The sequence below is a fragment of the Kitasatospora sp. NPDC057512 genome (assembly GCF_042802135.1).
GTDB lineage: Bacteria > Actinomycetota > Actinomycetes > Streptomycetales > Streptomycetaceae > Kitasatospora.
On record NZ_JBHVET010000042.1, the window covers coordinates 1 to 23,948 of the forward strand.

Below are 23,948 nucleotides of genomic sequence, written 5' to 3' on the forward strand. Positions count from 1 at the left end.
GACGGGCCGTGAACGGAAGGACGGTCGACCAGGCGACGGCGCCGGGCCGGGGCGAAGGCCGCTGGAACGGCGCCGACCGGCCGTCCGTCCGGGTTGCTCACCGGTTCGCGGTGTGTGACCCCTCGCTCGGCTCGATGTCGTTGCCGAAGATGCCGACACCGGAGACGCCGCCGGCAGCCCCGTTCGCGGTGGGCGGCTCCTTGCCCGGCGCGACGTTGCCGAAGATGCCGACACCGGAGACGCCGCCGGCAGCCCCGCTCGCGGTCGGTGACCCCTCGCTCGGCGCGACGTTGCCGAAGACGCCGATGCCGGAGACGGGGTGGGAGCCGGTGGCGGCGAAGGCCGGGGCGGCCGTCGCGGCGCCGCCCGCGACCAGTGCCGCGGTGAGCGCGACCGCCGGGGCGAGGCGACGGGCCTGGTTCAGGACACGGTTGTTCTTGCGCATGCGAATTCCCCCTGGATTTCCGCTCCGGCACGCGGGCGAGGCCGCGTCCGGGCAGCACGAAGTACACCTGGTGACTGAGTGATGCGTCGGCGGCCGGTTCCGGTTTCCGGGCGCTCACTCATCAGACGTGCGGGGGGCGCGGAGGTTGCAGGTGGGCCTGGATTTTTTTTTGGGGCCCGCGAAACCCCGTGGGGGACGCCGGCCGGCAGCGTCAGGCCCGCCCGTCGGGGACGGGGGCGAGGCGGCCGAGCATCGCGATCACGGTGATCCGCGTCCTGCTGTCGTTCGTCGCCGCGCAGTGGGCGTCGACGCCCCGCTCGTCCGGTGCCTCGTTCGGCTCGGCCAGGCCCAGCCGGACCAGGTCGACGGCGTACTCGTGGCACCGGGAGTAGTCCGCCGCGGCGCTCACCGCTGCGGCATGGTCGATGCGGCCGGGATCCGCGGCGCGCAGCAGCGCCGGGGTGGGCGGCGGGCCCAGCACCTCCCCGATCCACCCCGAGACGGCCTCCCGGGGACAGCCGCGCTCCAGCTCCGAGGTGAGCGCGGCGGAGAGCGCCAGGTGGATGAGGAGCGTCCCGAACCAGGCGGTGACCTCGGCCGGGGGCGTGTCCGTGCCCGCCGGCGGCATCACGGCCTGGTACAGCCCGGCCTGGTCGTCGGCGTGCGCGGCGGCGACGACCGCCTTCATCGCGCTGTCGAGGGCGGCCTTGTCGATGGTCATGTCAGCGGTTCTCCCCATGGTCGGCGGCCGTCAACGTAGCGCTCCGGCGCGGTGCGTGGCTGGTGAAGGGGCGGATTTTCCCCGGTACGCGTGGTAGCGGGTCGACCGGCTTGACGGCCTGCGGCGAAGCCGCTCCCCTGACGCGACCACCCCGGGGGCAAGGGGGGCGGGCCGTCGCGCGGACGCGCCTGGCCCTGGACCGGGTTCGGGAGCGCGACCGGTGCCCCCGTGGGGCCCGGCGTGGCCCCGTCGGCGAAGGAGGCGCGGCGGACGCTGGTGGCTGCGCGGGCCGGGCGCCGCGCCTTCCTCCCGGCGCTGCCGTCGTGGGGCCCCGGTCAGCGCGCCCGGCCGGCTGCCGCCTGGGCCCGGAGGGCGTCGACGGCGAGGCGGGCGGTGGTGCCGATGGCGGCGTCGGCGGCGGGCAGGGTGATGGTGGTGGCGGCGGCGCGGGTGAAGACGGCGAGGGCGTAGCGGCCGCCGTCGGGGTATTCGACGACGCCGACCTCGTGGCGCAGCGTGGGGAGGGTGCCGGTCTTGCCGTGGACGCGGACGTCGTCGTAGGGGAAGCCGGAGGCCAGGCGGTGGGGCCAGACCTGGAGGCCGAGGAGGCGTCGCAGGGCGGCGCCGTGGTCGCCGGGGCAGGCGTCGCCGTGCCAGAGAGCGGCGAGCAGGGTGGTCATGTCGCGGGGGGTGCTGTGGTTGGTGAAGGCGGGGTCGAGGACTCTGAGGCGGGCGACGACGGCGGGGTCGACCGGGGAGTCGGGGCCGGTGTCCTCGGCGAGGGCGGCGATGAGGTCGCGGAGTTTGTGGACGGCGACGGTGCGGGTGAGGCCGAGGTCGGTCATGGTGCGGTTGACGGTGTCGAGGCCGATCTGGTCCCAGAGGGTGTCGGCGGCGGTGTTGTCGCTGACGGCGGCGGTGAGGTAGGCGAGGTCGCGCAGGGACAGGCGGGCGTCGTCGAGCATGGCGCCGAGGCCGGTGGACCCGGGGGTGCGGCCGGTGGCGGGGACGTCGACCTGCCGGGTGAGGTCGATGCGTCCGGCGGCGGCCTCGCGGTACAGCGTCACGAGCAGGCAGAGCTTGTGGACGCTGGCGGTGGAGACGGCGGTGTCGGCGCCGAGGCCGATCTCGGCGCCGGTGTCGAGGTCGCGTGCGTGGAGCCGGCCGGTGACGCTGGCGTCGGCGAAGGCCGCGGCGATGCGGGTGCGCGCGGCGCGGCCGTGCGGGGTCCGGTCGGCGGCCGGGTGCTCGGCCTTGGTCCGGTCGGCGGCAGGGTGGTCGGCTGTGGTGCGGTCGGCTGTGGTGCGGTCGCTGGTCACAGCGGGAACTCCATTGCGGGCCGGGGGTAGAGCGGGGGGCGGTGGGGCGGCTGGGGCAGCAGGCCGCCGGGTCCGGTCAGCGCCTCGTGGGCGGCCTGGGCGAACAGCCGGACGGCGGGCCCGCCCCGCCCGGTCGGCCAGGCCGTGGAGGTCCGCCAGGCCAGCGGGGTGCCGGTGAGCGGACGCCAGACTGTACCCGGTGGGGGTGTGGTGCGCGGCACCAGGGCGATGGCGCTGCCGGTGAGCACGAGCGCGCCGGCGACGTCCGGTCCCGGTGGGTCGAGGACGGCCTCGGGGGTGCAGCCGTGCCTGGTCAGGGTGGTGAGGATCTCGTCGTACAGGGCCGGGGCGGTGGCGCGTGGGAAGAGGACCAGGCGCAGGCCGGTCAGGTCGGCCACCGCGAGTTCCGGGCGGTCGGCGTGCGGGCCGCCGGCGGCGAGCAGGGCGCCGAGCGGCTGGTGCAGGACGGGGCCGAAGGCCAGTCCGTCGGCCGGGCATGGGTGGCGGACGACGGCGACGTCGACGGTGTGCTGGGCGAGTTCGCGCACCACGGCCGCGACCGGCAGTTCCCGCAGTTCGAGCCGGGTGCCCGGGGAGGCGCTCTCGAAGCCGGTGAGCAGCGCGGCGAGGGCGGCCGGCCCGAGTTCGGGCGGGACGGCCGCGCGCAGGGTGCCGGCCCGTCCGCTGCGCAGGTCGGCGGCGGTGGCGAGGAGGCGGGCGGCGCTGTCCAGCGTCTCCTCGGCCTCGGCGAGCAGCAGCCGGCCCGCCGGGGTGAGGTCGACACCGCGCGGGCCGCGGTCGAACAGGGTCACGCCGAGTTCGCGTTCGAGGCGCTGGATCCGCTGGGAGAGCGAGGGCTGGGCGATCCGCAGGCGCTCGGCGGCGCGGCCGAAGTGCCGTTCCTCGGCGACGGCGCGGAAGTGGCGGAGGTGCCCCAGCAGGTCCATGGGCAGCAATCATAGGTGTTTTCTTATCGCTCACTTCACGATTGCGGTCTTGGACTGGGAGGTCCGCGGCCTGTTTAGCTGAGCGTGATCGCGCGGATCGCGGCGGTGTGGACCACCACCGCGAGGGCGCGACCGTGATGACACGAACCACCTGGGGAGACCACTGATGACGCTCGACCTCCGCCGTACCCGCACCCGTACCGCGCTGCCCGCGCTGGCCCTGCTCGTGGCCGCGCTGGTCGGCGGGTGCGGCCCGTCGGGTAGCGCCTCGACGGCGGCGGCCTCCGGCGCGGGAGCCTCCGGCGCGACTGTGACCGCGACGACGGCGGGCGCGGGCGCGGGGGCGGCCTCGGCCGATGCGGTGGACGCGGCCTTCGCGGAACTCGAGCAGCGGTTCGGCGCCCGGCTCGGCGTGTACGCGGTGGACACCGGCAGCGGCCGGGAGGTCATCCACCGGGCCGACGAGCGGTTCGCGTTCGCGTCCACGATCAAGTCGCTCGCCGCCGGGGCCCTGCTGCGCAAGGCGTCCGACGCGGACCTGGACAAGGTCGTCCCCTACCGCCAGGAGGACGTGCTGGAGTGGGCGCCGATCACCTCGCAGCACGTGGCGACCGGCATGAAGCTGCGCGACCTGGCCGCCGCCGCCATCCAGTACAGCGACAACACCGCGGCCAACCTCGTCTTCGCCGAACTCGGGGGCCCGGCGGCCGTCCAGCAGTCCCTGCGCGACCTGGGCGACTCGACCACCAGCGTCGACCGCACCGAACCCACCCTCAACGAGGCGACCCCGGGCGACACCCGCGACACCAGCACGCCGCGCGTCCTCGCCGCCGACCTGCGCCGCTACGTGCTCGGCGACGTCCTCGCGGAGGGCCGGCGCGGGCTGCTGACGGACTGGCTGGTCGGCAACACGACCGGCGGCCCGTACATCCGCGCGGGGGTGCCCGCCGACTGGCGGATCGGCGACAAGACCGGCAACGCGGGCTACGGCACCCGCAACGACGTCGCCGTGGCGTGGCCGCCGGGCGGGCGCGCCCCGATCGTGATCGTCGTCCTGTCCGACCGCGGCAAGGCGGGCGCCACCTCCGACGACGCCCTGATCGCCCAGGCGACGAAGACCGTCGTCAGCACCCTCGGCTGACGTCCGCAGGAGCGTGCCCTCCAAGGGGCGCCCCTTTCCGAAGGGGCGTCCCTTCCCGACCGACCAGGAGCCCCGACCGCGATGATCCGACCCACCCGCCGGACCGCCACGGACGCCGACTTCACCCGGCGCCGTCTCGCCCAGCTCGCCGTCCTCGGCCTCGGCACCGGGGCCGGGGCCGCGCCGGCCGCCGTTCCGGGCACGGCCTCGGCCGCGGCCCGCTCTTCGGCGAAGGCTCCCTCCTCGGCGAAGGCTCCCTCCTCGGCGAAGGCGCCGTCCGCGGCCCGCGCGCACTACGACCGCGCCCGCCGCCTCGCCGCCGACGACCCCGTGCTGCGGGCCCTGGTGACGGCTCTGACCCCCGGCTCCGTCCTTCCCCCGCTGCCCGCGCCCGCGCCCGTCAAGCTGTTCGACAACCTCGTACTGCTGAGTGCGGGCCGGGTCTCGGCGATGGCGGTGCTGACGGACGACGGCATCGTGCTGATCGACGCGCTCACCTCACCCGCCGACGCCGAGGGCGTCATCGTCCCCGGGCTGCGGGCGGTCGGCGCCGACCCGGCGGCGATCCGGCACGTCGTCGTGACCCACGGCCACGCGGACCACTTCGGCGGCGCGCAGACCCTCGCCGACCGCTACGGCGCCCGCGTGCACATGTCCCCGGCCGACTGGGACCTCCTCGCCCGCACCCGTCCCGCCGACGCCCCCGTCCGCGACCTCGACATCGCGGACGGGGCGCAGCTCACCCTCGGCGGCACGACGATCGAGCTGCACCACACCCCGGGCCACACCCCCGGCACCGTGTCCCCGGTCATCCCGGTCCGGGCGGGCGGCCGGTACCACAGCGCGATGCTGTGGGGCGGCCTCAACCCGCCCTCGACGGTGGCGGAACTGCGCACCCTCCTCGCCTCCGTCCACTCCTTCCGAGCCGTCATGCGCCGGACGAACGTGGAGGTCGAGCTCTCCAACCACCCGAACGACCACGGCCTCGAACGAGCCGAACAACTGCGGCACCAACCGCCCGGCGCCGCGAACCCCTTCCTCCTCGGCGGCCCCCGCACGCAGCGGTACATGGCGGTGATGGACGCGATGGTGCGCGGCCGCATCGCCGACGCGGAGGCCGCGGATGAGGCGGGGGCGGCGGAGAAGAGGGAGGCAGGACCCGGGGCGGGCGGAGCCCGAACCGCGGCAGCGCCGCACGCCTGTTGCAGAATTCGAGCATGAAGATGGAGCTCGTCGTCTACGCCCGTGGGGGCAAGGCCGTCCCCGGAAGTCCGCGCGAGGTCGAAGAGGCCGTCGACCAGGCGCTCACACCAAGCATTTCACCGAACTCGGCCCCCTGGGCCATAGCCCGTTTCGCCTTACTGGAAGAAGGCAGGCAGGTGGCCGACAGCAACTTGTCCGTCTCGGTCAATCCGGAGAACGGATACGGCGCGCTCGTCTGGGGCGTGGACGGGAACAGCTCGCGCAGGGGAGGGATCTACGACTTCTCGTGGATCTCGGACAACCCCGACCCTCCGGGCTTCGATCCGGTCCTAGTGTCCGACCCCTGCTTTCCGCGCTTCCACTCGCCGCGCAGCGCACTCCCGGTCGAACAGATCCGGGAAGCCATCCTCGAGTTCTGCAGGTCTCCCTTCGGAGAACGACCGGAGTGCATCACCTGGGTCACCGGCGAATTGAACGGCGTACGCCACGACGACGAACCGGAAGAGGGCCCCGTGGAGGATGACTCGGCTTGGCTGGCCGCCTTCAGGAGTTTCGCCGACACTCTCAGGCCGTCGACGCCTCACGGGGCTGACGACAACAACGGGAGTTCGGCCGGTTAGGCCTCGTCCGACTTGCTCAAGACCGATGTGGCCAGGCCCTCGTGCTTCAGGCGCGGGGCCCGGCAGTCCCCATGAGGGCGCGTCGGGGCAGGCGCGCCAGGGGACAACGGCAGCGAAACTGCCGGAGCGGCAGGTGACCGAAGGCCAGCAAGACGGTCGGCCGGAGCGCGGGCGGTCGGCGTCGGGGCCGACGGCCTGCGCCCTACAGTGCCCGGCACGGTGTTCTTCCCCTGCCTGCCGTGCGGGCGACGTACCGTCAGAGCTCGTCCGGCTCGCCCAGGCTCCAACCGCTGACCGCCGCGAGCGGCCCGCGCCAGGCCGGTAGCCTCCGGGCGGTGCGGCCGGAGCGGACGGTGACGTCCTTCAGGTGCAGGAAGCGCGGGTCGGACGACCGGCGGCGACGCCCGTCCTCGGCGGCCTGGTCCAGGTGCCCAAGCACCTCCCGCACGACCTTCCGCATCCCGTAGTGGTCGGCCTCCCCCACCTGACGGACGTACAGGTTCTCCCACGCCTCGGCCGGGATCACGGTCCCTGTGACGAGCGCCCCGTCCACCGCCAACGTCACGACGACGGCCTCGGCGACGTCCCGGTGCTCCACCCCGACGCGCAGCAGCTCCAGGTAGGGATCCGGGTAGGCCTCCCCCCGCAGCATCACCCTCAACGCCGGCTGTACCGCATCCCGCCACGACACCGTGCTGGTCTCCTTCCCTGGTGGGTCCGGTTCGGGCTATGCCCCGGCGGGGGTGGCGCTATCCGGGCCGCCGGTGACCTGTCGGCGGTGGGGTGGGATGTCGGAAGCGCGTACGGGCCCTCGTCGAGCGCTCGGCATGCCCGCCAGGGAGGGCGGGCCTGCCCGCCGGCAGGCCGAAAACGCCTTTCACGGACCCGCAGGCCGTGGCTACGGTGGGCAACCCGCCCACGGCAGCCAGGCGGTGCACCGCCAGCACCTCGGGGCGGCGCCGGTCCAGGTGCTCGACACCTGCGCATGGCAGCACCCTGGTCGGCCCACCCGCCTCTGCTGTTCGGGCGGGCCGACCGGCCTCCTCAGAACGGGGGTTCAGCGGGGGGCGTCGGAGCGGACGTCGACGGTGAACTGGCGCTTGATCTGGTCCGGCCCTCCGGGCCAGTCCCCACCGAGCTCGTCGCGGTAGGCGATGTGCACGGCGATGGTGGTGCGGCCGGGGTTCTCGGCGCGGAAGGTGAAGTAGTAGCGGCCGCCCGAGCCGGTGTTTCCGATTTCGCCGAAGTCGTACAGGTCCCTGACGTCGAAGTTGTGGACGTACTCGTCACCGGCGGCCTTCGCGACGGCCGGGTCGGGGGCTGGAGCGGCCATGCTCCAGACGTCGCCTGCCAACCGGTAGGCGGGCACCTCCACGGAGAACAACTCGCCGGGCTTGACGGTGATCTGTCCCGAGGTCTGGGTGAATACGGTGCCGTGGTCGAGTCTGCCGGTGGTCTTCCGGTGGACGGTCACCGCGCGCATGGTGGCCGGGACGGCCAGCGCCGCGACGACCAGCAGCAGGACGAGGCGCCACCTGCGCTTCACGGGGTCGCTTCCCGGTGGGTGACGCGCAGCGCCAGGACGGCGGCGACGGCATCGAGCCAGCGGGCGACCAGTTGGTCCCCTGTGGGGTCCCGGACGACCATGGCGGCTGCTTCCAGCCAGCCGCGGGCCGCGGCGGCGGCCGGTCCGGGCAGCGGTTCGGGCAGGGCGGCCGCGAAGCGGGTGCCACCGGCGCGGACGGTCTCGCCGAGGAAGGCCAGGGCCCGTGGCAGCGTGCCGAGCCGGTCGACGGTGATCGCGGCGGCCACCGCGCCGTCGCTGCCCATATTCCCCCCATGTTGTTCGACACGCTCCGCAGAGCGTCGAACAGCATAACGTCAGCCGGCGGCACGCCGGTGGACGTCGGGTCGCAGGGCCTGGTCGAGGGCGGTGCCGCCGCTGCCGGCGCCGACGTTCGTCCGGTGAATCCCCGAACTCGGCCGGGGGAGGGCAGGTTGCGGCTGCGGGGCTGTCGGCCGGGGTGGCGTGTGGTCAGTCGGTGTCGGTGGCGGCCAGGACCGCGAGGGTCTGGCCGTCGGGGTGCAGGGCGGCGAGGGCGAGGTCCCAGGCGACGTTGTGGAACCAGGGGGTGGACGCGGTGCCGAGGCGGAACCAGGTCGTCTGCCGTACGCGGTCGGCGATCCGGGTGATCGGTGCGTCTGCGGGGGTGCCGGTCAGGGCGGCCAGGGAGCGCCAGGCGGCGAGTCGGCCGTAGGCGCCGTAGGTGCCGTGGCCGTAGGCCGGTGCGCGCAGGGCGGCGGTGAGCAGGGTCCGTAGGGCGAGGTCGGGGTCGGACGGGTGGAGCCGGGCCGGGGTTTGGCCGGGCGGCCAGGGGGTGAGCGGGAGGAGCGCGAGGAGGGCCGGGACGTCCTCGGGGGCGACCGGGTCGGGTAGCCAGAACTCCTGGGCGGCGAGCTTGCCGTTGGACTGGGCGAGCCAGTGGGCGACGGCCGCGCCCATGGCCCGCGCCGTCGCGGGCACGCCGGTCTCGGTCGGGTCGGCCGCGGCCGTCCGCTGCCGCATGGCCGGCGTGGTCTCCAGCGCGTCGCCCGGCTCCGGCCACACGGCCGGGACCGTCCAGGTCCAGTCGTCGGCGGCCCCCGCGGGGCGCCGCAGCCCGTGCTCCTCGGGCAGCAGGGCCAGCGGCAGTACGGCGAGCGGGTGGCCCTCGGCCTGGAGGGTGTCGGAGAAGGCGCGCAGCGCGGGGTAGCCGTTGACCGCGTCCGAGACGAGCACCGTCTCGTGGAGCAGGCACGCCGCGAACTCGTGCGCGTTCGCGGCCTCGGGTGCCCGGTCGAAGACCTCGTCGGCGATGTCCTCGATGCGGTGCCCGTGGGCGACGACCGCGGCCAGGTAGCGCGGGGAGACGCCCGGGTGCGGCGAGTCCAGCACCCGTACCAGGGCGCGCAGGCTCTGCGGGCCCGGGTGGGCGGCCAGGGCGTTCAGCGTCCAGTACAGGGCCGCGGCGCAGTGCCCCGTGCGGTCCCGGCCGGCGGCGGTGCGGGCGGCGAGTTCCGCCGCGAGGCCGCCGGCCCAGTCGAACTCGCCGGTGGCGACCCGCGATTCGACCACGGCGCGCAGTACGGAGACGTCCGCGTCATCGGCCTCGCACAGGGCGTCCACCGTGCGGGTGATGTCCATGTCCATGGCGTGATTGTTTCCCGGCGCCGGGTGGTCCGCCGCCGGTGGCACGCCCGCCGACGCCCGCCGACGCCCGCCGACGCCCGCCGAAGCTCGGCGACGACGCGGCCCGGCGGCCGCCGCGGCCCCTGCGACCTGCGGATTCGACGGAATGTGACGTGGACGCATCCGTGTGCTGCGGGGGCGTTTCGTGTTCGTGTCCACATGCCCTGATCCCTGGTGCCGGGTGTCGCTCGCACACAGACTGGCCTCTGCACGGTCGTGCAACCACCCCTTGGATCGAGGAAGTTCCACCCGCATGCCCAACTCCCCCAGACCCGGCGCTCCCCGGCCGTACCCGTCGCATCCGGTGGGGAGGTGGCGTCCGTGCTCCGGTACGTGACCCGCAGGGCGGCGGGCTGGTTCCTGGTGATCGCCGTGGCCACCAACGCCACCTATTTCCTGGCCAGTTGGTTCCTCGACCCGCGGTCGAACTTCAAGGAGCTGCGCCCGGTCCGCACCGAGGAGCAGATCTCCCGGGCCCTGGCCCCCTACAACCTGGACCCGCACGAGCCGCTGCTCCACCGCTGGTGGGACTGGCTGACCGGGGTGGTCCTGCGCTTCGACTGGGGCCGCTCCCCGGTCGGGGTGCGGGTGAACGGGGAGATCGGCTACCGCTCCCTGGTCAGCGCCGAGCTGGTGACCGGTGCGACGGTCCTGTCGGTCGTCGTCGGTGTCGCGCTCGCGGTGCACACCGCCTCGCGCCAGTACGGCTGGCGGGACCGGGCCGCCCAGGCCCTGTCCATGGCGCTGTTCAACGTCCCGGTGTCCATCGCCGCCCTCGCGCTGGTGCTGCTGGCCATCCGGCTGAACGAGCAGGCGGGTTGGCACTTCCTGTACGTCGCGGGCGAGAACTCGCCCGGCGTGGAGGGGTTCTGGGCGACGGTCGGCGACCGGCTGCTGCACCTGGTGCTGCCGACGCTCACCCTGACCCTGACGGGGTACGTGGGCTACCACCTCACCCAGCGCTCGCTGCTGCTGGACGTCATCGGCTCCGACTTCGTGCGCACCGCCCGGGCCACCGGGCTCACCCGCGCCCAGGCGATCCGCCGGCACGCCCTGCGCACCGCGCTGATCCCCACCGCCCAGTCCGTGGCCTTCGGCATCCCGGCGGTGTTCACCGGCGCGGTCCTCACGGAGACGATCTTCGGCTGGAACGGCATGGGCCAGTACTTCATCCAGACCATCAGCAAGAACGACGTGCACGGCACCGTGGCGACCGCCGCGTTCGCCGCCGCCCTGACCGCGGTCGGCGCGATCCTCGCGGACATCGCCACCGTCCTCCTCGACCCGAGAGTGCGGGTGAGCTGAGATGAGTACCCCTGTGACCCCTGTGACCCCTGTGGGTCCCGACGCGGCCGCCGATCCGCTGCACACCGACCCGCCGGCCGCCGGGCACGACGGCCGCTACCTGGGCCGGCGCCGTCTCTACCTGCGGCGCTTCCTGCGCAACCGGACCGCCGTCGCCGGCGTGGTGATCTTCCTGCTGCTCGTGCTGTTCAGCGCGCTCGGCGGCCTGTTCACCCCGTACGGCTACGCGGACACCGACTTCTCCGCCCTGACCCAGGCCCCGAGCGCCGAGCACTGGTTCGGCACCAACCAGGGCGGCAACGACGTCTACGCCGCCGCCGTGCACGGCCTCCAGCGCTCGCTGGTGATCGCGGTGACCGTCTCCCTGCTGACCGTCGCCCTCGCCGCGGTCGTGGGCGCGGGCGCCGCCTACGTCGGGGGCCGGGTGGAGAAGGCGACCCTCGCCCTGATCCACTTCCTGCTGGTCGTGCCGTCCTTCCTCGTCCTCGCCCTGGTCTCGCACCGGCTGGCGGGCGACTGGCGGGTCCTCATCCTCGTCCTGACGGTGTTCGGCTGGATGTCCACCGCCCGCGTGGTCTGGTCGGTGTCGACGTCCCTGCGCGAGCGCGACTACGTGCGCGCCGCGGAGTACATGGGCGTGCGCCCCCTGCGCATCGTGCTGCGCCACATCATCCCCAACCTGGGCTCCCTGCTCATCGTCAACCTCACCCTGGGCGTGGTCTCCACCGTGCTCAGCGAGACCGCCCTGTCCTTCCTCGGCTTCGGCGTCCAGACCCCCGACGTGTCGCTGGGCACGATGCTCGCCGACGGCGCGGGCACCATCACCAGCGCCCCCTGGCTCTTCGCCTTCCCCGCCGGGCTGACCGTGCTGCTCACCGTCTCGATGACCTTCGTCGGCGACGGCCTGCGCGACGCCCTCGACCCCACGTCCACCACCGGCGCGGCAGGAGGCCGACGATGACCCTCGCACCCGCCCCCCGCACCGGGTCCACCAACCCCGCCGGCCCCGCCGGGCCCGCACCCGTCCTGTCCGTCCGCGGCCTGCGCGTCTCCTTCCCCTCCGAGGCCGGGCCGGTGGAGGCCGTACGCGGCGTCGACTTCGACCTGCTGCCCGGGCGCACCCTGGGCATCGTCGGCGAGTCCGGCTCCGGCAAGTCCGCCACCGCCCTGGCCGTCATGGGCCTGCTGCCGCCCACCGCGCGGATCGGCGGCCGGATCCTGCTGGGCGGCCGCGACCTGGCCGGGATGGACGACACGGAGCTCTCCCGGGTGCGCGGCAAGGACATCGGCATGGTCTTCCAGGACCCGATGTCCGCGCTCACGCCCATCTTCAGCGTCGGCCGACTGCTCTCCGAGGCCCTGCGCGTGCACCGGGAGCTGTCCCGGAAGGACGCCTGGGAGCAGGCGGTGGAACTGCTCGACCTGGTCGGCATCCCCGACCCGCGCGAACGCGCCAAGTCCTTCCCGCACGAGTTCTCCGGCGGCATGCGCCAACGCGTCGTCATCGCCCTGGCCATCGCCAACAGGCCCTCGGTGCTCGTCGCCGACGAGCCCACCACGGCGCTCGACGTCACCGTCCAGGCGCAGATCCTCGACGTGCTGCGCCTGGCCCAGCGCGAGACCGGCGCCGGCCTCGTCCTGATCACCCACGACCTGGGCGTGGTGGCCGGCCACGCCGACGACGTCGCCGTCATGTACGCCGGGCGGATCGTCGAGCACGCGGGCGTCGACGAGCTCTTCCGCCGTCCCACGATGCCCTACACCGCCCGCCTGCTGGCCAGTGTCCCGACCGTGGACAGCGGCGTCCCACGGCCCCTGGTCCCGGTCGGCGGGGAGCCGCCGTCCCTGGTCGCCCTGCCCGGCGGCTGCCCCTTCGCACCCCGCTGCACGGTGGCCCTGGACGTGTGCCGGACCACCGAACCGGACCTGACCCCAACGGACTTGAGCACACCTGACTCGAGCACACCTGATCCGGGCGCACCGGCCGGGCCGCCCGGCCGGGCTGCCTGCCACCGCGCCCGGGAGATCGCCGACGGGAGCCTCGACCCGGTCGGGGCGGCCCCGCCCGTGCCGGCGGCCGGCCCCGCCGAGGCGGGCGCCGGCGAGGTGGTCCTGCGCGTCGAGGACCTGGTCAAGACGTTCCCCGTCACCAAGGGCGCCCTGCTCAAGCGCCGGGTGGGGACCCTGCACGCGGTCAGCCGTGTCGGCTTCGAACTGCGCGCGGGCGAAACCCTGGCCCTGGTCGGGGAGTCCGGCAGCGGCAAGACCACCACGCTGCGCGAGGTGCTGCGGCTGCGCGCCCCCGAGGGCGGCCGCGTCGAGGTGGCCGGCACCAACGTCGCCACGCTGCGCTCGGCGGCCGAGGTGCGCGAGCTGCGGCGCCACGTCCAGATCGTCCTCCAGGACCCGACGGACGCCCTGGACCCCCGGCTGACCGTCTTCGACCTGCTGGCCGAACCTCTCCAGGCCGCCGGCGCCGACCGGGCGGCCGTCCGCTCCCGGGTCACCGAACTCCTGGACCTGGTGGGCCTGGACCGCGCCATGGGCGACCGCTTCCCCGCCGCCCTGTCCGGCGGCCAGCGCCAGCGCGTCGGCATCGCCCGCGCCCTGGCCCGCGAGCCGAGGCTGCTGGTCCTGGACGAGCCGCTGTCCGCCCTGGACGTCTCCGTGCAGGCCGAGATCATCAACCTGCTCGCCCGGCTGAAGCGCGAACTGGGCCTGGCCTACCTCGTGGTGGCGCACGACCTGGCCGTGGTGCGCTACTTCTCCGACCGCGTCGCGGTGATGTACCTCGGGCACGTCGTCGAGTCCGGCGCCACCGAGGAGATCTTCGCCCGGCCCCGGCACCCGTACACCCGGGCCCTGCTGTCGGCCGTCCCGGTCCCCGACCCGGAGCGCGAGCGCCACCGCGAGCGCATCGTCCTCGCGGGCGAGCAGCCCAGCGCCGCCCGGCTGCCGCAGGGCTGCGTGTTCGTCGACCGCTGCCCGCTCCACCGGGAGGCCGACGAGGCCGTACGGGCGCGCTGCCGCACCGAGCGGCCGGCGACCGTCGGCGCCCCGGACGGCTCCGACCACCGGTACGCCTGCCACGCGGTCTGACCCCCGCCCCCGCTCTTCCCCGTCCCACCGATTCCCACCAAGGACACCCCAATGCGCCGGAAGCTCGCCCTGCCCCTCGCGCTCGCCGCGGCCGTCTCGGTCGCCGCCACCGCCTGCTCCTCCTCGTCCCCCTCCGGCGGCTCCGCCGGCGCCTCCCCCGGGCAGGACGCCAGGAACGCCGCCAAGGTCGCGTCCTCGGTCACCGACTACAACCCCCAGCCGTACGAGAACATCAAGGACGGCGGCACCTACACCTCCGCGGGGACCTTCGACGAGCAGGGCAACCCGTTCAACGTCAACGGCACCCTGAACGCGCTGCGGGTCTGGTCCTGGTACAACGCCGACGCCATCACCTACTCCCCCACCGGCGAGGTCCAGTACAACCCGGACTACTACAGCGACGTGAAGGTCTCCGTCGAGGGCGGCGACCAGAAGGTCGTCATCACCCTCAACCCCAAGGCCGTGTTCAACGACGGCACCCCGATCGACTGGCGGGCCATCGAGGCCACCTGGAAGGCCAACAACGGCTCGGACAAGGAGTACGCGGCCTCCTCCACCGACGGCTACGACCGCATCACCTCCGTCACCCGGGGCGCGGACGACAAGCAGGCGGTCATCGCCTTCAAGGGCGTCAACGCCTCCTGGTCCGCGCTGTTCACCACCTTCCTGCACCCCCAGGCCGCCACCGTCGACAACTTCAACAAGGCGTACGTCAAGACCGCCCACCCCGAATGGGGCACCGGGCCGTACACCGTGGGCACCTGGGACGACCACTCCGGCAACATCACCTTCGTGCGCAACCCCGCCTGGTGGGGCCGGCCCGGCAAGCTCGACAAGCGCGTCTACGTCAACCTGGAGAGCGCCGCCTCGATCAACGCCTTCAAGAACGGCGAACTCGACTACGCCCCCGTCGGGACGGCGGAGAACCTCAAGCAGGTGAAGACGGTCAAGGACGCCGAGATCCGCAGCGGCGGCAGCCCCTTCGAGTACGCGCTGTACCTCAACACCAAGTCCCCGCTGCTCGGCGACGTCCAGGTCCGCAAGGCCGTGCAGGAGAGCATCGACCGCGCCCAGATAGCGAAGATCCGGTTCCAGGGCCTCGACTACACCGAGCCGCTGCCCGGCTCGGCGGTGCTCTACAGCTTCCAGCAGGGCTACCGCGACAACGTCGCCTCCGTGCTGAAGTACGACCCGGAGGAGGCGCGCAGGACCCTGGACGCGGCCGGCTGGAAGCCCGGGGCCGACGGCATCCGCGCCAAGGACGGCCAGCAGCTCGCGATCGGCTACACCCTGCTCGGCGACGGCCCCATCGAGAAGGCCACCGCCAGTGCGTTCACCGCGATGCTCAAGGCCGTCGGCGTGAAGGTGGACGTCAACAAGGTCTCCGAGAACGACTTCTCCAAGGTCCTCAGCGACCGCCGCTTCGACCTGTTCATCTCCGGCAACCGCTCGACGGACCCCTTCGGCGCCCGGTACCTGTGCGACTTCTACTGCTCCGACCGCGACTCCAACATCACCGGATCCGGCACCCCCGAACTGGACAAGGAGATCCGCGCCACCGGGGAGATCGCCGACCTCGGCCAGCAGATCGCGGCCGTCAACGAGATCGAGCAGAAGGCCCTCCAGCAGTACTCCCTGCTGCCGCTCTACAGCGGCCCCTCCACCTACGGCATCCGCAAGGGCCTCGCCAACGTCGGTGCCACCATCTTCTACAGCCCGCTGCCCGAGACCATCGGCTGGCAGAAGTAGCAGCACCGCCGGCGCCCGGGACGGTCGGCTCTCCGCACCGTCGGGGGACTCGCGGCGCACGTCGGACGCGTGTTGGTCGAAGGGCGGCTCCGCGGGCCGCCCTTCGGCGGAGCATCACCCGATCCGGTCGCGGGCGACGGTCCCGGCGTGCCGGTGGAGGGCGTCCAGGAGCGAGACCTGACGGTCGGTCAGTTTCCCGTCGGTGCGGGCCGCCGCCTGCTTGCGCAGCCAGGTGCCGGGCCGGAAGGCCGGGTCGGCCTCGCCGCCGGTGCGGTTCACCGGGCCGTCGAGGGTCCCGCCGGCGGCGAGGTAGGCGAGCAGGCGGCGGTAGGAGCGGTTCCAGTCCGGCTCCAGGCGCCACAGCTCGTCCAGCGCGTCCAGCTTCGCGGCCTGGCCGGGGTCGAGGGTGTCGGCCTTGCGCTGGCGGCGCATCCACGCGCCCACCGCGTAGTCGTCCAGCTTCGCGGTCGCCGGGATCGCCAGGTGCCCGTGCCGGCCGTGGAACGCGGCGGCGTACGCGGCGCCGCGTTCCCAGGCGTTGGCGTGCTTCGACCAGATCATGCCGAGCGCGTCCAGCTCGCTGACGCGGGCAGGGTCGAGCAGACCCTGGCCGTGGAGGTGGCGTTGGCGGGCGAGCCAGGAGATCAGCTCGGCGTGCGTCGTCCTGTCGGCGGGGTCGAGGTGGCCGTGCCCGGTGTGGAACCCGGCGGCGACGGCGTGCATCCGCTGCCACTCGACCGCGCGCGGGTTGAACGCGCGCAGCTTGACGGTCCGGAGGATGCGCGCGGCGTGCCGGCGGGCGTCGATCTTGAGCCACTCGGCCGGCGGCTCGACCGGGGCCGGCTGCTGATCGCCCTCGGCCGGCTTGGCCGCGGTGGTGTGCGCGGCGGGCTGCGAGCGGTGGGCGCGCAGCTCGGTGATCCGGCCGACCACCCGGGCGTCATGCGCCGCCAGCGCCCGCAGGACCCGCCAGATCGTACGGAAGCCGGACGCCTCGATCTCGGCGTCGGCCTCCGCCTTCACGGCCTCGCCGGCGTCGTGGACCTCGGCCGGGTGCGCGGTGGCGGTGTCGTCGCCGGCCTGCGGCGTCGGCAGGTAGACCGGGATGACGATCCACGAGATCTTGCCCTGTCGGTAGGACTGGCGCAGGGCGCGGCCGACGGCCTGGACGATGTCGATGACCGAGCTCTTGGGGTCGGCGAAGCAGACGGCGTCCACCGCGGCGACGTCGATCCCTTCGGTCAGCAGCCGGCTGTTGCAGAGGATGCCGCACTCCTCGCCGTCCTCGCCGGTGTGGGCCTTGAACCCGGCGAACGCGGCTCGGCGGTCCTTGAGGCGGTCGGTGCCGGCCACCGCCTTCGCCCAGATCCGCTCCGGGCGTTCCGCGTCCTCCAGCAGCCGGGAGGCGTCCGGCAGGGTGTTCGCGAACTCCCGCGCCGCGCCGACCCGGGAGTGGAACGTGATGACGCGGCGCAGGTCGAGGTCGGCGACGGCGCGCAGCACGGCGATCTGCAGGGCCAGGCGCAGCAGTTCCTCGTTGGAGCGCTGGGTGCGCAGGTCGGCGACGGCGGGGAGGCGGAGCAGTTCGCGCAGGTCCTCGTCGGTGACGACGGGGACCAGGACGCGGTAGTCGGCGAGGTAGCCGTGCTCGATGCCCTGGCCGAGGGTCCAGGTGAAGACGGTCCTGCCGTAGATGCTCTCGTCGTCCATGGAGCAGAGCGCGGGCGGTTTCTCCGCGCGCTCGTTGTCGGCGTCGGCGTCGGCGTCGGCGAGGTCGGCCAGGCCGTCCTTCGCGCGCCGGTCGTCGGCGATGCGCGGGGTCGCGGTGAAGTAGAGGCGCCTGCGGGCGGGGACCTGGGCGTCGTCGTGGACGGCGGCCCACGCCTTGCTCCCGGCGCCGGCCGTGCGGTGGGCCTCGTCGATGACGACCAGGTCCCAGGCGGCCAGGCCGAATTCGCGGTGGGCCTGGACGATCCGCTCCAGCGAGGCGTAGGTCGCGTACACGGTGACCGGCTGGTCGTCGGGGGCGCCGGCGACGAGGTCGGTGATCCGGGCGGCCTGGGTGGTCACCCGGGCGTGGACGCGGCCGCCGGCCTCCGCGCTCTCCAGCGCCTCCTCCCGCGAACACGCCGCCACCGCCAGCCCGCGGCGTCCGCCCCGCAGGGACCAGGCCTCGGCGGTCTGCTCCAGCAGCTCGATCGTCGGCACCAGCACCAGCACCCGGCCCCTCGCCGCCAGGCGCCGGGCGCAGCCGGCGGCGATCAGCGTCTTCCCGGAGCCGGTCGCCGCGACGACCGTCGCGCGGCCGCCGTCCTTCACCTCGCGCACGGCGGCGGCCACCGCGTCCTTCTGGAACCGGTGCAGCGGCAGCGGGTTCACCGCCGTGCCGACCGGCCGCGCCGGGAACGGCGGTCCGGCCTGGGCGCGCGGGCCGGCCTGGACGCGCGGCCCGGCCGGCGTGTCCTGCTCTGCGGTGGCGGTGGTGCTCTCCACTGCGCGGGTGTCTCCTTCGTGGGCCGGGTGGTGCCGGGTGGTGCGGGGTGGCTGGGCGGCGGCCCGGGTGGTGCGAAGCGGGCAGGCTCCCGGGGACGTCCGGACGCGAGAGCCGCTACCCGGGGATCCAGCCGCGGACTTCGAGGTACTGGATGTCGGCGTCGGCGACGGCGCGGCCGGTCTCCACCAGCCAGGCCTTCATGGCCTCGGTGACGTCGCCGTGGTGGTCGGCGACGCGCCGGGACCACTCGGCGGCGTCGAAGCCTCCGGTGCCGGCGGAGCCGTAGGTGCGCTCCTCGGTGCCGTCCGCGCGGGGGACGAACCCGCGCCGGATGCCGCCGGAGTCCTGCTCCGAGCCGGCGCTGTAGACGTACTGGTCGGCCTTCATCCGGACGGTGAAGGCGAGGCGGCCGCCGGCCCGGCCCGTCTCGTGCACCACGGGTGCGAGGTGGCCGGCGCCGGACCTGATGGCCTGTCTCCCGGCCCGGCCGGCCATCGACCCGCCGGCCTCGCCGACCGTGTCCTTGCCCCGGACCCGGGCCTTCTGTCCGGTCCTGGTGCGGCGGCGGCTGGTGTTCGCCTCCGCGATCCCGGACAGCGTCTCCTCGTCGCGCTCGCCGCCGCGCACCGCCCGGACCAGCTGGCGCAGCGCTCCCACCATGCTCGCGCCCTTGCCCTTGGTGAAGAACTGGGAGACGAGGGAGGCGTCGCGGCCGAGCATCCCGGCGACCTGGCGCTTGGTGTAGCCGTGGTCGATGAGCTGCTGGGTCAGCCGCGCGGCCTCGTTGGGCCGGTTCGGGTCGGCCGGGCTCACTGGTCGGTCTCCTGTGCGGCGAGTTCGGCGCGGCCCAGGCCGCGCAGTTTCAGGTACTGCTCCTGGCTGGTGGGGTGCTCGATGGGGCCGGTGAGGTGGCCCTTGAGGAGGTAGTCGCCCACCTCGCCGCGGTAGGGCCAGGGCTGGCGCTCGGTCAGGGCGATGCCGTCGGTGCCGAAGTAGACGACGGTGCCGGGCTTCGCGTGCAGGGCGCCGGCGTGGCCGATGACCTCCTTGCCCTGGCGGTACTTCATGTCCAGCAGCGCCGCCCGCGCCCCGGACCACACGTAGGCGGCCCACTCGGGGTGAGCGTACGGGTCGCGGGAGAAGCCGGCCTGCCGCTGCCAGGTCACCACCTGGTCGTCCTGGCCGAGGATCTCGACCCCGGCGGGGAGGGTCTCGCCGATGGGGGTGGTGCCGGAGACCAGGCGCGGGCGCTGGGCGAAGCCGCCGAGGCCGAACAGCAGCACCGCGCGGACGGCGCGGGAGGCGAGGTAGGCGGCGGTGCGCTGGCGCTCGTCGCCGTGCATGCGGGAGAGGTTGGTCAGGTCCGCCCAGGCCGACTTGAGGCGCTTGCCCCACTCGTCGAGCGGCTTGCCGTCCTCCCAGAGGAGGCCGCCGAGGACCTCGATCCGCCACGGTGCGAGGTGGTTGGACAGGGCGAGGTGGACCTCGGCGCCGCCCGCCCAGGTGGTGAAGGTCTCGCCCGGCGCCGAGGGGTAGACCCACGCGCGGTCGCCGGTGACCGGGGCGGGCAGCAGGCCGACGTGGTTCCAGCCCTGCGGGACGGTCACCTTGACGTTCCAGTGCGAGCAGGACATCAGGGCCTTGGTCTGCTCGGCCTGCGTCATCGCGGCGAACGCGGCGGCGGTGACGCGGCGCGGGGTGCCCACCGGGGACTTCCACAGGTGCTTGGCGTAGGCGAAGGTGCGGTCGTACTCGACCAGGGCGGGCAGTTGCTCCGGGACGCGCGGGGGCAGGATCAGCTCGGTGCGGCCCTGGCCGCCGGTCGCGTGCAGCAGGCCGCGCAGTTCTTCGGACAGGACCGGGTAGCCGCCGGCCCACTTGCCGGTGGTCGGGACGGTGCGCGACCACAGGTCCCGGCCGGTCTGCGACGGCGAGCCCATCAGGACCGCGTCGTCCCAGTGGCGGCGCAGCGCCTGCCACAGCAGGGTGAACGCCTGGCGGCAGGTGACGACGTCGGCGCCGTCCGGGTCGAACCACTCCCCCATGGAGCGGATCTCGGTGGTGCCGCTGTCCGGGGCCGCGGTGGGGGCGTAGCGGCCGACGGGCTGGCGCTGGTGGACGAAGTGGCCGGCGAGCTTGTCGCGGCCGGAGCCGACGGCGGTGGTCCATCGCTCTGACGGGGTGTTCAGCCAGGCGGCGACGGCGTCCTTGAGGGTGGAGTAGCGCTCGGCGCCGTCGTGCCAGGGGGCGCCGGCGGTGATGTAGACGCGCTCGGTGCCGGGCGCGGTCGCCAGGACGGCGTCCAGGATCTCCCCGGGGGTGCGGGCGCCGAGGTCGAGGCGCACGGTCTGGTCGCGTACGGCCAGCACACCGGTCGCCGCGTCCAGGAACACCGTGGAGCGGGCCTGCTGCGTGAAGTTCGGGCGCTTGGAAAGCAGGCCGGTCGTCACGGCCTCGAACCGCGCGCCCGCCGGGCCCTCGGGGAGGGTGGGCAGCTCGCGCGGACCGGCGGGCACGGCCTGCTCGGCGGTGCCCGGGACCGACGCGGTCGCAGGGAACGGGTCGGCCTGTACGCCGGGTTCTGTCTCCCTGGCTGCTGGTTCGGTCCCGGTGGTCGGGGTGGCTACGGGCGAGGGGGTGGGCTGCTCGACCACGGCGGCCGGGCGGGTCAGCGCCGGGGCGACGGCGACGGGTGGCTCGGCAACCGGCGCCGGTTCTGCCACTTCCGCCACTTCCGCGACGGGCACCGGGGCGGGCGCGGCGGCACGGACGGCGGCCGGGGTCGGGTCCAGCAGCGGGGCGATCCGCACGACGTCGCCGACCGACAGGCCCGCGGCCTTCGCGACGGCGTCGGCCTTCGCGCCCTCGTACCCCGCCAGCCCGGCCACCCGTCGCGAACGTTGGGCGGCGAGCCTGTCCAACTCCTTCTGCGCGGCCGCGACCTGCTTCTCGGCGGCCGTGATCCCGGCGCGCAGCTCGCGCAGACCGGCGAGCTCGGCGGTGTACGTCTTGCGGTCCATCAGGCGCCGCCTTCCGCGGTGACGGTCGCGGCGGCGAGCTCCGCCGTCTCCCGGTCGATGCGGGTCAGGGCGGCCTTGAAGACGGGGACCAGGTCCTCGTTCATCACGTAGCCCGTCGTGCGCTGGTAGGAGGGGTTCTCGGGGTCGTACTGGGCCTCGACGGGCAGCGGCATCCCGACGGGCCAGCGCTTCTTGGCGGCACCCCGGTTGACGGCCTTGGTGATCGCACCGGACCGACCGCGCAGGGACTCCGACCCGTCGGGGCCGCGCAGGTGGTCGGAGGCGACCCAGCCCTCGCCCTCGGCGGCGAGGCGGATGATCTGCACGGCGGTGGCCGGCAGGTCCCGCAGGAGTTGCGCGGCCCTGGTGACGGTCCACTGCGCGTCCTGGAGCACCGGCGCCGCCCCGTGCCTGCCCAGCAGCGCGAAGAGCTCACGCGCCAGGTCCTCGGACACGCCGTCCAGGACGAGTCTCATGTGAACCCCCTCATAGTCCCATGGTGTTGGCTAACTCCACACAGGGTAGCGCCGCGGCGCTTTCCGGCAGCGGGCGACCGGGCAGGTCCGGCGGGGGCGGGGGCGTGGCGGCGCAGCGGCCTGACGAGACTGCACCGCGGCCCCCGCGGGCCTGGTTGCCGTGCTACTTCGCCGACTCGCGCCAGGCGGTGACGAGATCGTGGAAGCGCGGGAAGCGGGGGCCCGGAACGGTCTCGCCGCTGACCGTCTCGCCGTTGAGCCGGCAGAGCGGCGCACCCGGCGTCCGCGGCCGGTTCTCAGGGGCGCCTGGAATCCTGGCACTTGAGCATGGCGGGCGGGGTGGCGCCGTCATCGAGGCAGATCCTGACGGTGGAGGCACCGCCGGCAACGTCCGCAGGGATTGCGACGTTGTAGTTCTCGCTTGCGCCGCAGACGATGCCGGTGTGGATGCTGCCCAGTTCGCTGCCGGAGGCGGAGTAGCTCGTCGCCGTGGTGCCCCGACAGCCGGCCGAGTCCTCGGACTTGCCTTGCCCGCTCAGGCCGACCGAGCGGTTGTACCAGGTCAGGGTGCCCTTCGTGGAGGTGTTTCCGTAGATGATGTCGAAGTCGGTGGTCGGGAAGGCGGCAGGAGGCGCGGCGGCGGGCGGGAGCGGGCGGGCCTCGTCCGCCCCGCCGGTCGTCGCCGTCGGGGCGAGCAGGCGGTGGACCAGCAGCCCGCCCACGACCACCCCGGCCAGGGCCGCCGTCGCCCCCGCCACCCAGGCGACCCGGTGCCGGCTCCGGCCCGCCGCCGGGGCCGCCGACGGCTCCCCGGCCCCGGCGACCACCACCGCCCCACCCACGGCCTCTCCTGCCGCCACCGCGACCGCCGCCACCGGGGCCGCCACTTCGGCGGATGCCGCCCCCGCCCGCAGCTCCTCGTCCACCCGCGCGCGCAGGGCGAGCGCCTGGTCGAGGTCCTCCTCCGCCAGCCGGTAACAGGACCAGAGCGCGCGGACTGCCGCCTCCGGCGCCGGGTGCCGGCCGTCCGGGCTCTCGTAGCGGGAGACGGTGGTCTGGGCGATGTTGAGCCGCCGGGCCACCGTCTTCTGCGGCAGTTCCCCCGCACGGGCCCGCCACTCGCGCAGCGTCCGCGCCAGCTCCACCCGCGCCGACGGCCCGGCCCCGACGCCCTGCGCCTCCGGCCCGGTGACTCCCCTGTCCGGCATCCGTCCGCTCCCTCTCCTTCGGCCCGTGCATATCCGCAGCTCGGAGCGCACGCATACCCGACCGCATACGAATGAGTAACCATCCGATCGCGCAGCGTAGGAGTCGGCGGCCCGGCCGTGCAACGCTGACGACCAGCCGGTGAGACCCCCGGCGAATCCCACCCCCTCCCGTACCCGGGCATTCGCATGCCGCCCCGGGGCACGGGATGCACTCGAAGGAGTCACCGATGTACCCGACCCGTCACCTCACGCTCCCCACCCTCAAGCAGCGCACGGGCCGCGCCGTCGCCCTCGCCGTGCTGGCGGCGGCCGCGCTCACCGGGACCGGCGCTGCGGACGCGCTCGCCCTCCCGGCGACCCCGCCCGCCGCCGGCTCCACCGCCACCGCCGACAGCGGCGCCACCGTCACCGGCGGGACCACGGCCGACGCCGACGCCCTGCGCGAGGGTGCCGCGGCGCCGGCGGCAGCCACCCTGCGGGACCGGATCGCGGCGGCGGCGCGCGGTCAGATCGGGGTCACCGAGAGCGACTCGGCCTGCCAGAAGTACCTCACCGGAAAGGGCCAGACCTGCCGCAACACCTCCTGGTGCGCGGCGTTCGCCGAGTGGACCTGGCGGCACGCCGGGGTGAAGAGCGTCCCGACCACCCTGCTCGGGCGCGGGGTCGGCAAGTGGGGGCAGGAGCACCACCTGTTCCACACCGGCTCGCCGAAGCCCGGCGACCTCGTCGTCTACGGCCCGCCGGCCTACGAGCAGGGCGGCCACGTGGGCGTGGTGGTCTCGGTGAACCGTGACGGCACCCTGGACACCGTCGAGGGCAACGTCAGCAACAAGGTGACCCACCGCCACATCGACCCGCGCACCGCCAAGGGCGGCGTCAAGAACTGGAAGATCTCCGGCTACGTGACCCCGCCCGGCGCCTGATCCCCACCTCCGCGCCCCGGCCCGGGGCCGCCCCTCCACCCCACGGAGG

Annotated in this window: 21 protein-coding genes; 8 read left to right on the forward strand and 13 right to left on the reverse strand. The window is 74.3% G+C overall.

Annotated features, from left to right (window positions below):
* Positions 1 to 97: 97 nt before the first annotated feature.
* The 4 genes from ACFU6K_RS05340 to ACFU6K_RS05355 form a co-directional block, all read right to left on the reverse strand.
* Positions 98 to 445, reverse strand: coding sequence for a hypothetical protein (locus tag ACFU6K_RS05340; protein ID WP_380661008.1), 348 nt, complete (start codon positions 443 to 445; stop codon positions 98 to 100).
* A 211-nt stretch (positions 446 to 656) separates the two neighbouring features.
* Entirely contained in the window at positions 657 to 1,166 is a 510-nt protein-coding gene (locus ACFU6K_RS05345) for a hypothetical protein (RefSeq protein WP_380661009.1), read from the reverse strand.
* A gap of 335 nt (positions 1,167 to 1,501) precedes the next feature.
* On the reverse strand, positions 1,502 to 2,365 hold the full coding sequence (locus ACFU6K_RS05350) for a serine hydrolase (RefSeq protein WP_380661028.1): 864 nt from the start codon (positions 2,363 to 2,365) through the stop codon (positions 1,502 to 1,504).
* Positions 2,366 to 2,481: 116 nt separating this feature from the next.
* Entirely contained in the window at positions 2,482 to 3,432 is a 951-nt protein-coding gene (locus ACFU6K_RS05355) for a LysR family transcriptional regulator (RefSeq protein ID WP_380661011.1), read from the reverse strand.
* Between the two features lie 166 nt (positions 3,433 to 3,598).
* Between ACFU6K_RS05355 and bla the strand changes: the two genes are divergently transcribed.
* The 3 genes from bla to ACFU6K_RS05370 all read left to right on the forward strand — a co-directional run bounded on the left by bla (position 3,599) and on the right by ACFU6K_RS05370 (position 6,396).
* Positions 3,599 to 4,573 carry a class A beta-lactamase gene (gene bla, locus ACFU6K_RS05360; RefSeq protein WP_380661012.1) on the forward strand — a complete coding sequence of 325 codons (975 nt, stop codon included), beginning with the start codon at positions 3,599 to 3,601 and terminating at the stop codon, positions 4,571 to 4,573.
* 81 nt (positions 4,574 to 4,654) lie between these two features.
* Complete coding sequence (locus ACFU6K_RS05365; protein WP_380661013.1) at positions 4,655 to 5,794, forward strand: MBL fold metallo-hydrolase; 1,140 nt, start codon at positions 4,655 to 4,657, stop codon at positions 5,792 to 5,794.
* On the forward strand, positions 5,791 to 6,396 hold the full coding sequence (locus tag ACFU6K_RS05370; RefSeq protein WP_380661014.1) for an Imm1 family immunity protein: 606 nt from the start codon (positions 5,791 to 5,793) through the stop codon (positions 6,394 to 6,396). Before ACFU6K_RS05365 ends, ACFU6K_RS05370 begins: the two co-directional genes overlap by 4 nt.
* A 256-nt stretch (positions 6,397 to 6,652) precedes the next feature.
* Here ACFU6K_RS05370 and ACFU6K_RS05375 read toward each other — a convergent pair whose 3' ends face one another.
* From ACFU6K_RS05375 to ACFU6K_RS05390, 4 genes are all read right to left on the reverse strand, one after another.
* Positions 6,653 to 7,087, reverse strand: coding sequence for a hypothetical protein (locus ACFU6K_RS05375; RefSeq protein WP_380661015.1), 435 nt, complete (start codon positions 7,085 to 7,087; stop codon positions 6,653 to 6,655).
* A gap of 366 nt (positions 7,088 to 7,453) precedes the next feature.
* A complete protein-coding gene (locus ACFU6K_RS05380) occupies positions 7,454 to 7,942 on the reverse strand; it encodes a protease inhibitor I42 family protein (RefSeq protein ID WP_380661016.1) in 489 nt (162 codons plus the stop codon).
* On the reverse strand, positions 7,939 to 8,226 hold the full coding sequence (locus ACFU6K_RS05385; protein WP_380661017.1) for a hypothetical protein: 288 nt from the start codon (positions 8,224 to 8,226) through the stop codon (positions 7,939 to 7,941). Before ACFU6K_RS05385 ends, ACFU6K_RS05380 begins: the two co-directional genes overlap by 4 nt.
* A gap of 205 nt (positions 8,227 to 8,431) precedes the next feature.
* Positions 8,432 to 9,586: a DUF6183 family protein gene (locus ACFU6K_RS05390; protein ID WP_380661018.1), complete on the reverse strand. Its 1,155-nt coding sequence runs from the start codon at positions 9,584 to 9,586 to the stop codon at positions 8,432 to 8,434.
* Positions 9,587 to 9,946: 360 nt separating this feature from the next.
* On the opposite strand from ACFU6K_RS05390, the gene ACFU6K_RS05395 reads away from it, so the two are divergent.
* The 4 genes from ACFU6K_RS05395 to ACFU6K_RS05410 are packed head-to-tail and all read left to right on the forward strand — an operon-like array spanning position 9,947 to position 15,778.
* Entirely contained in the window at positions 9,947 to 10,930 is a 984-nt protein-coding gene (locus ACFU6K_RS05395; protein WP_049649271.1) for an ABC transporter permease, read from the forward strand.
* Between the two features lies 1 nt (position 10,931).
* The gene (locus ACFU6K_RS05400; RefSeq protein ID WP_380661019.1) at positions 10,932 to 11,891 is read left to right on the forward strand and encodes an ABC transporter permease; all 960 of its coding nucleotides are present in this window, start codon (positions 10,932 to 10,934) and stop codon (positions 11,889 to 11,891) included.
* Positions 11,888 to 14,029 carry a dipeptide ABC transporter ATP-binding protein gene (locus ACFU6K_RS05405; protein ID WP_380661020.1) on the forward strand — a complete coding sequence of 714 codons (2,142 nt, stop codon included), beginning with the start codon at positions 11,888 to 11,890 and terminating at the stop codon, positions 14,027 to 14,029. Before ACFU6K_RS05400 ends, ACFU6K_RS05405 begins: the two co-directional genes overlap by 4 nt.
* A gap of 51 nt (positions 14,030 to 14,080) precedes the next feature.
* Positions 14,081 to 15,778: an ABC transporter family substrate-binding protein gene (locus tag ACFU6K_RS05410; protein ID WP_380661021.1), complete on the forward strand. Its 1,698-nt coding sequence runs from the start codon at positions 14,081 to 14,083 to the stop codon at positions 15,776 to 15,778.
* 114 nt (positions 15,779 to 15,892) lie between these two features.
* Here ACFU6K_RS05410 and ACFU6K_RS05415 read toward each other — a convergent pair whose 3' ends face one another.
* From ACFU6K_RS05415 to ACFU6K_RS05435, 5 genes are all read right to left on the reverse strand, one after another.
* On the reverse strand, positions 15,893 to 18,271 hold the full coding sequence (locus ACFU6K_RS05415) for a Helicase associated domain protein (RefSeq protein WP_380661022.1): 2,379 nt from the start codon (positions 18,269 to 18,271) through the stop codon (positions 15,893 to 15,895).
* A 115-nt stretch (positions 18,272 to 18,386) separates the two neighbouring features.
* On the reverse strand, positions 18,387 to 19,085 hold the full coding sequence (locus ACFU6K_RS05420) for a helix-turn-helix domain containing protein (protein ID WP_380661023.1): 699 nt from the start codon (positions 19,083 to 19,085) through the stop codon (positions 18,387 to 18,389).
* Positions 19,082 to 21,292: a hypothetical protein gene (locus ACFU6K_RS05425; protein ID WP_380661024.1), complete on the reverse strand. Its 2,211-nt coding sequence runs from the start codon at positions 21,290 to 21,292 to the stop codon at positions 19,082 to 19,084. The genes ACFU6K_RS05420 and ACFU6K_RS05425 overlap by 4 nt, the downstream gene beginning before the upstream one ends.
* Positions 21,292 to 21,768: a hypothetical protein gene (locus ACFU6K_RS05430; RefSeq protein ID WP_380661025.1), complete on the reverse strand. Its 477-nt coding sequence runs from the start codon at positions 21,766 to 21,768 to the stop codon at positions 21,292 to 21,294. Before ACFU6K_RS05430 ends, ACFU6K_RS05425 begins: the two co-directional genes overlap by 1 nt.
* Before the next feature lie 296 nt (positions 21,769 to 22,064).
* On the reverse strand, positions 22,065 to 22,976 hold the full coding sequence (locus tag ACFU6K_RS05435) for a helix-turn-helix domain-containing protein (RefSeq protein WP_380661026.1): 912 nt from the start codon (positions 22,974 to 22,976) through the stop codon (positions 22,065 to 22,067).
* Between the two features lie 227 nt (positions 22,977 to 23,203).
* Between ACFU6K_RS05435 and ACFU6K_RS05440 the strand changes: the two genes are divergently transcribed.
* Positions 23,204 to 23,899, forward strand: coding sequence for a CHAP domain-containing protein (locus tag ACFU6K_RS05440; RefSeq protein ID WP_380661027.1), 696 nt, complete (start codon positions 23,204 to 23,206; stop codon positions 23,897 to 23,899).
* The last annotated feature ends 49 nt before the right edge of the window (positions 23,900 to 23,948 follow it).

Coding starts and splice junctions, on each gene's coding strand:
- ACFU6K_RS05340 (WP_380661008.1), bottom strand. CDS start 445: ATGCGCAAGAACAACCGTGTCCTGAACCAGGCCCGTCGCCTCGCCCCG.
- ACFU6K_RS05345 (WP_380661009.1), bottom strand. CDS start 1,166: ATGACCATCGACAAGGCCGCCCTCGACAGCGCGATGAAGGCGGTCGTC.
- ACFU6K_RS05355 (WP_380661011.1), bottom strand. CDS start 3,432: ATGGACCTGCTGGGGCACCTCCGCCACTTCCGCGCCGTCGCCGAGGAA.
- bla (WP_380661012.1), top strand. CDS start 3,599: ATGACGCTCGACCTCCGCCGTACCCGCACCCGTACCGCGCTGCCCGCG.
- ACFU6K_RS05365 (WP_380661013.1), top strand. CDS start 4,655: ATGATCCGACCCACCCGCCGGACCGCCACGGACGCCGACTTCACCCGG.
- ACFU6K_RS05370 (WP_380661014.1), top strand. CDS start 5,791: ATGAAGATGGAGCTCGTCGTCTACGCCCGTGGGGGCAAGGCCGTCCCC.
- ACFU6K_RS05385 (WP_380661017.1), bottom strand. CDS start 8,226: ATGGGCAGCGACGGCGCGGTGGCCGCCGCGATCACCGTCGACCGGCTC.
- ACFU6K_RS05390 (WP_380661018.1), bottom strand. CDS start 9,586: ATGGACATGGACATCACCCGCACGGTGGACGCCCTGTGCGAGGCCGAT.
- ACFU6K_RS05400 (WP_380661019.1), top strand. CDS start 10,932: ATGAGTACCCCTGTGACCCCTGTGACCCCTGTGGGTCCCGACGCGGCC.
- ACFU6K_RS05405 (WP_380661020.1), top strand. CDS start 11,888: ATGACCCTCGCACCCGCCCCCCGCACCGGGTCCACCAACCCCGCCGGC.
- ACFU6K_RS05410 (WP_380661021.1), top strand. CDS start 14,081: ATGCGCCGGAAGCTCGCCCTGCCCCTCGCGCTCGCCGCGGCCGTCTCG.
- ACFU6K_RS05425 (WP_380661024.1), bottom strand. CDS start 21,292: ATGGACCGCAAGACGTACACCGCCGAGCTCGCCGGTCTGCGCGAGCTG.
- ACFU6K_RS05430 (WP_380661025.1), bottom strand. CDS start 21,768: ATGAGACTCGTCCTGGACGGCGTGTCCGAGGACCTGGCGCGTGAGCTC.
- ACFU6K_RS05435 (WP_380661026.1), bottom strand. CDS start 22,976: ATGCCGGACAGGGGAGTCACCGGGCCGGAGGCGCAGGGCGTCGGGGCC.
- ACFU6K_RS05440 (WP_380661027.1), top strand. CDS start 23,204: ATGTACCCGACCCGTCACCTCACGCTCCCCACCCTCAAGCAGCGCACG.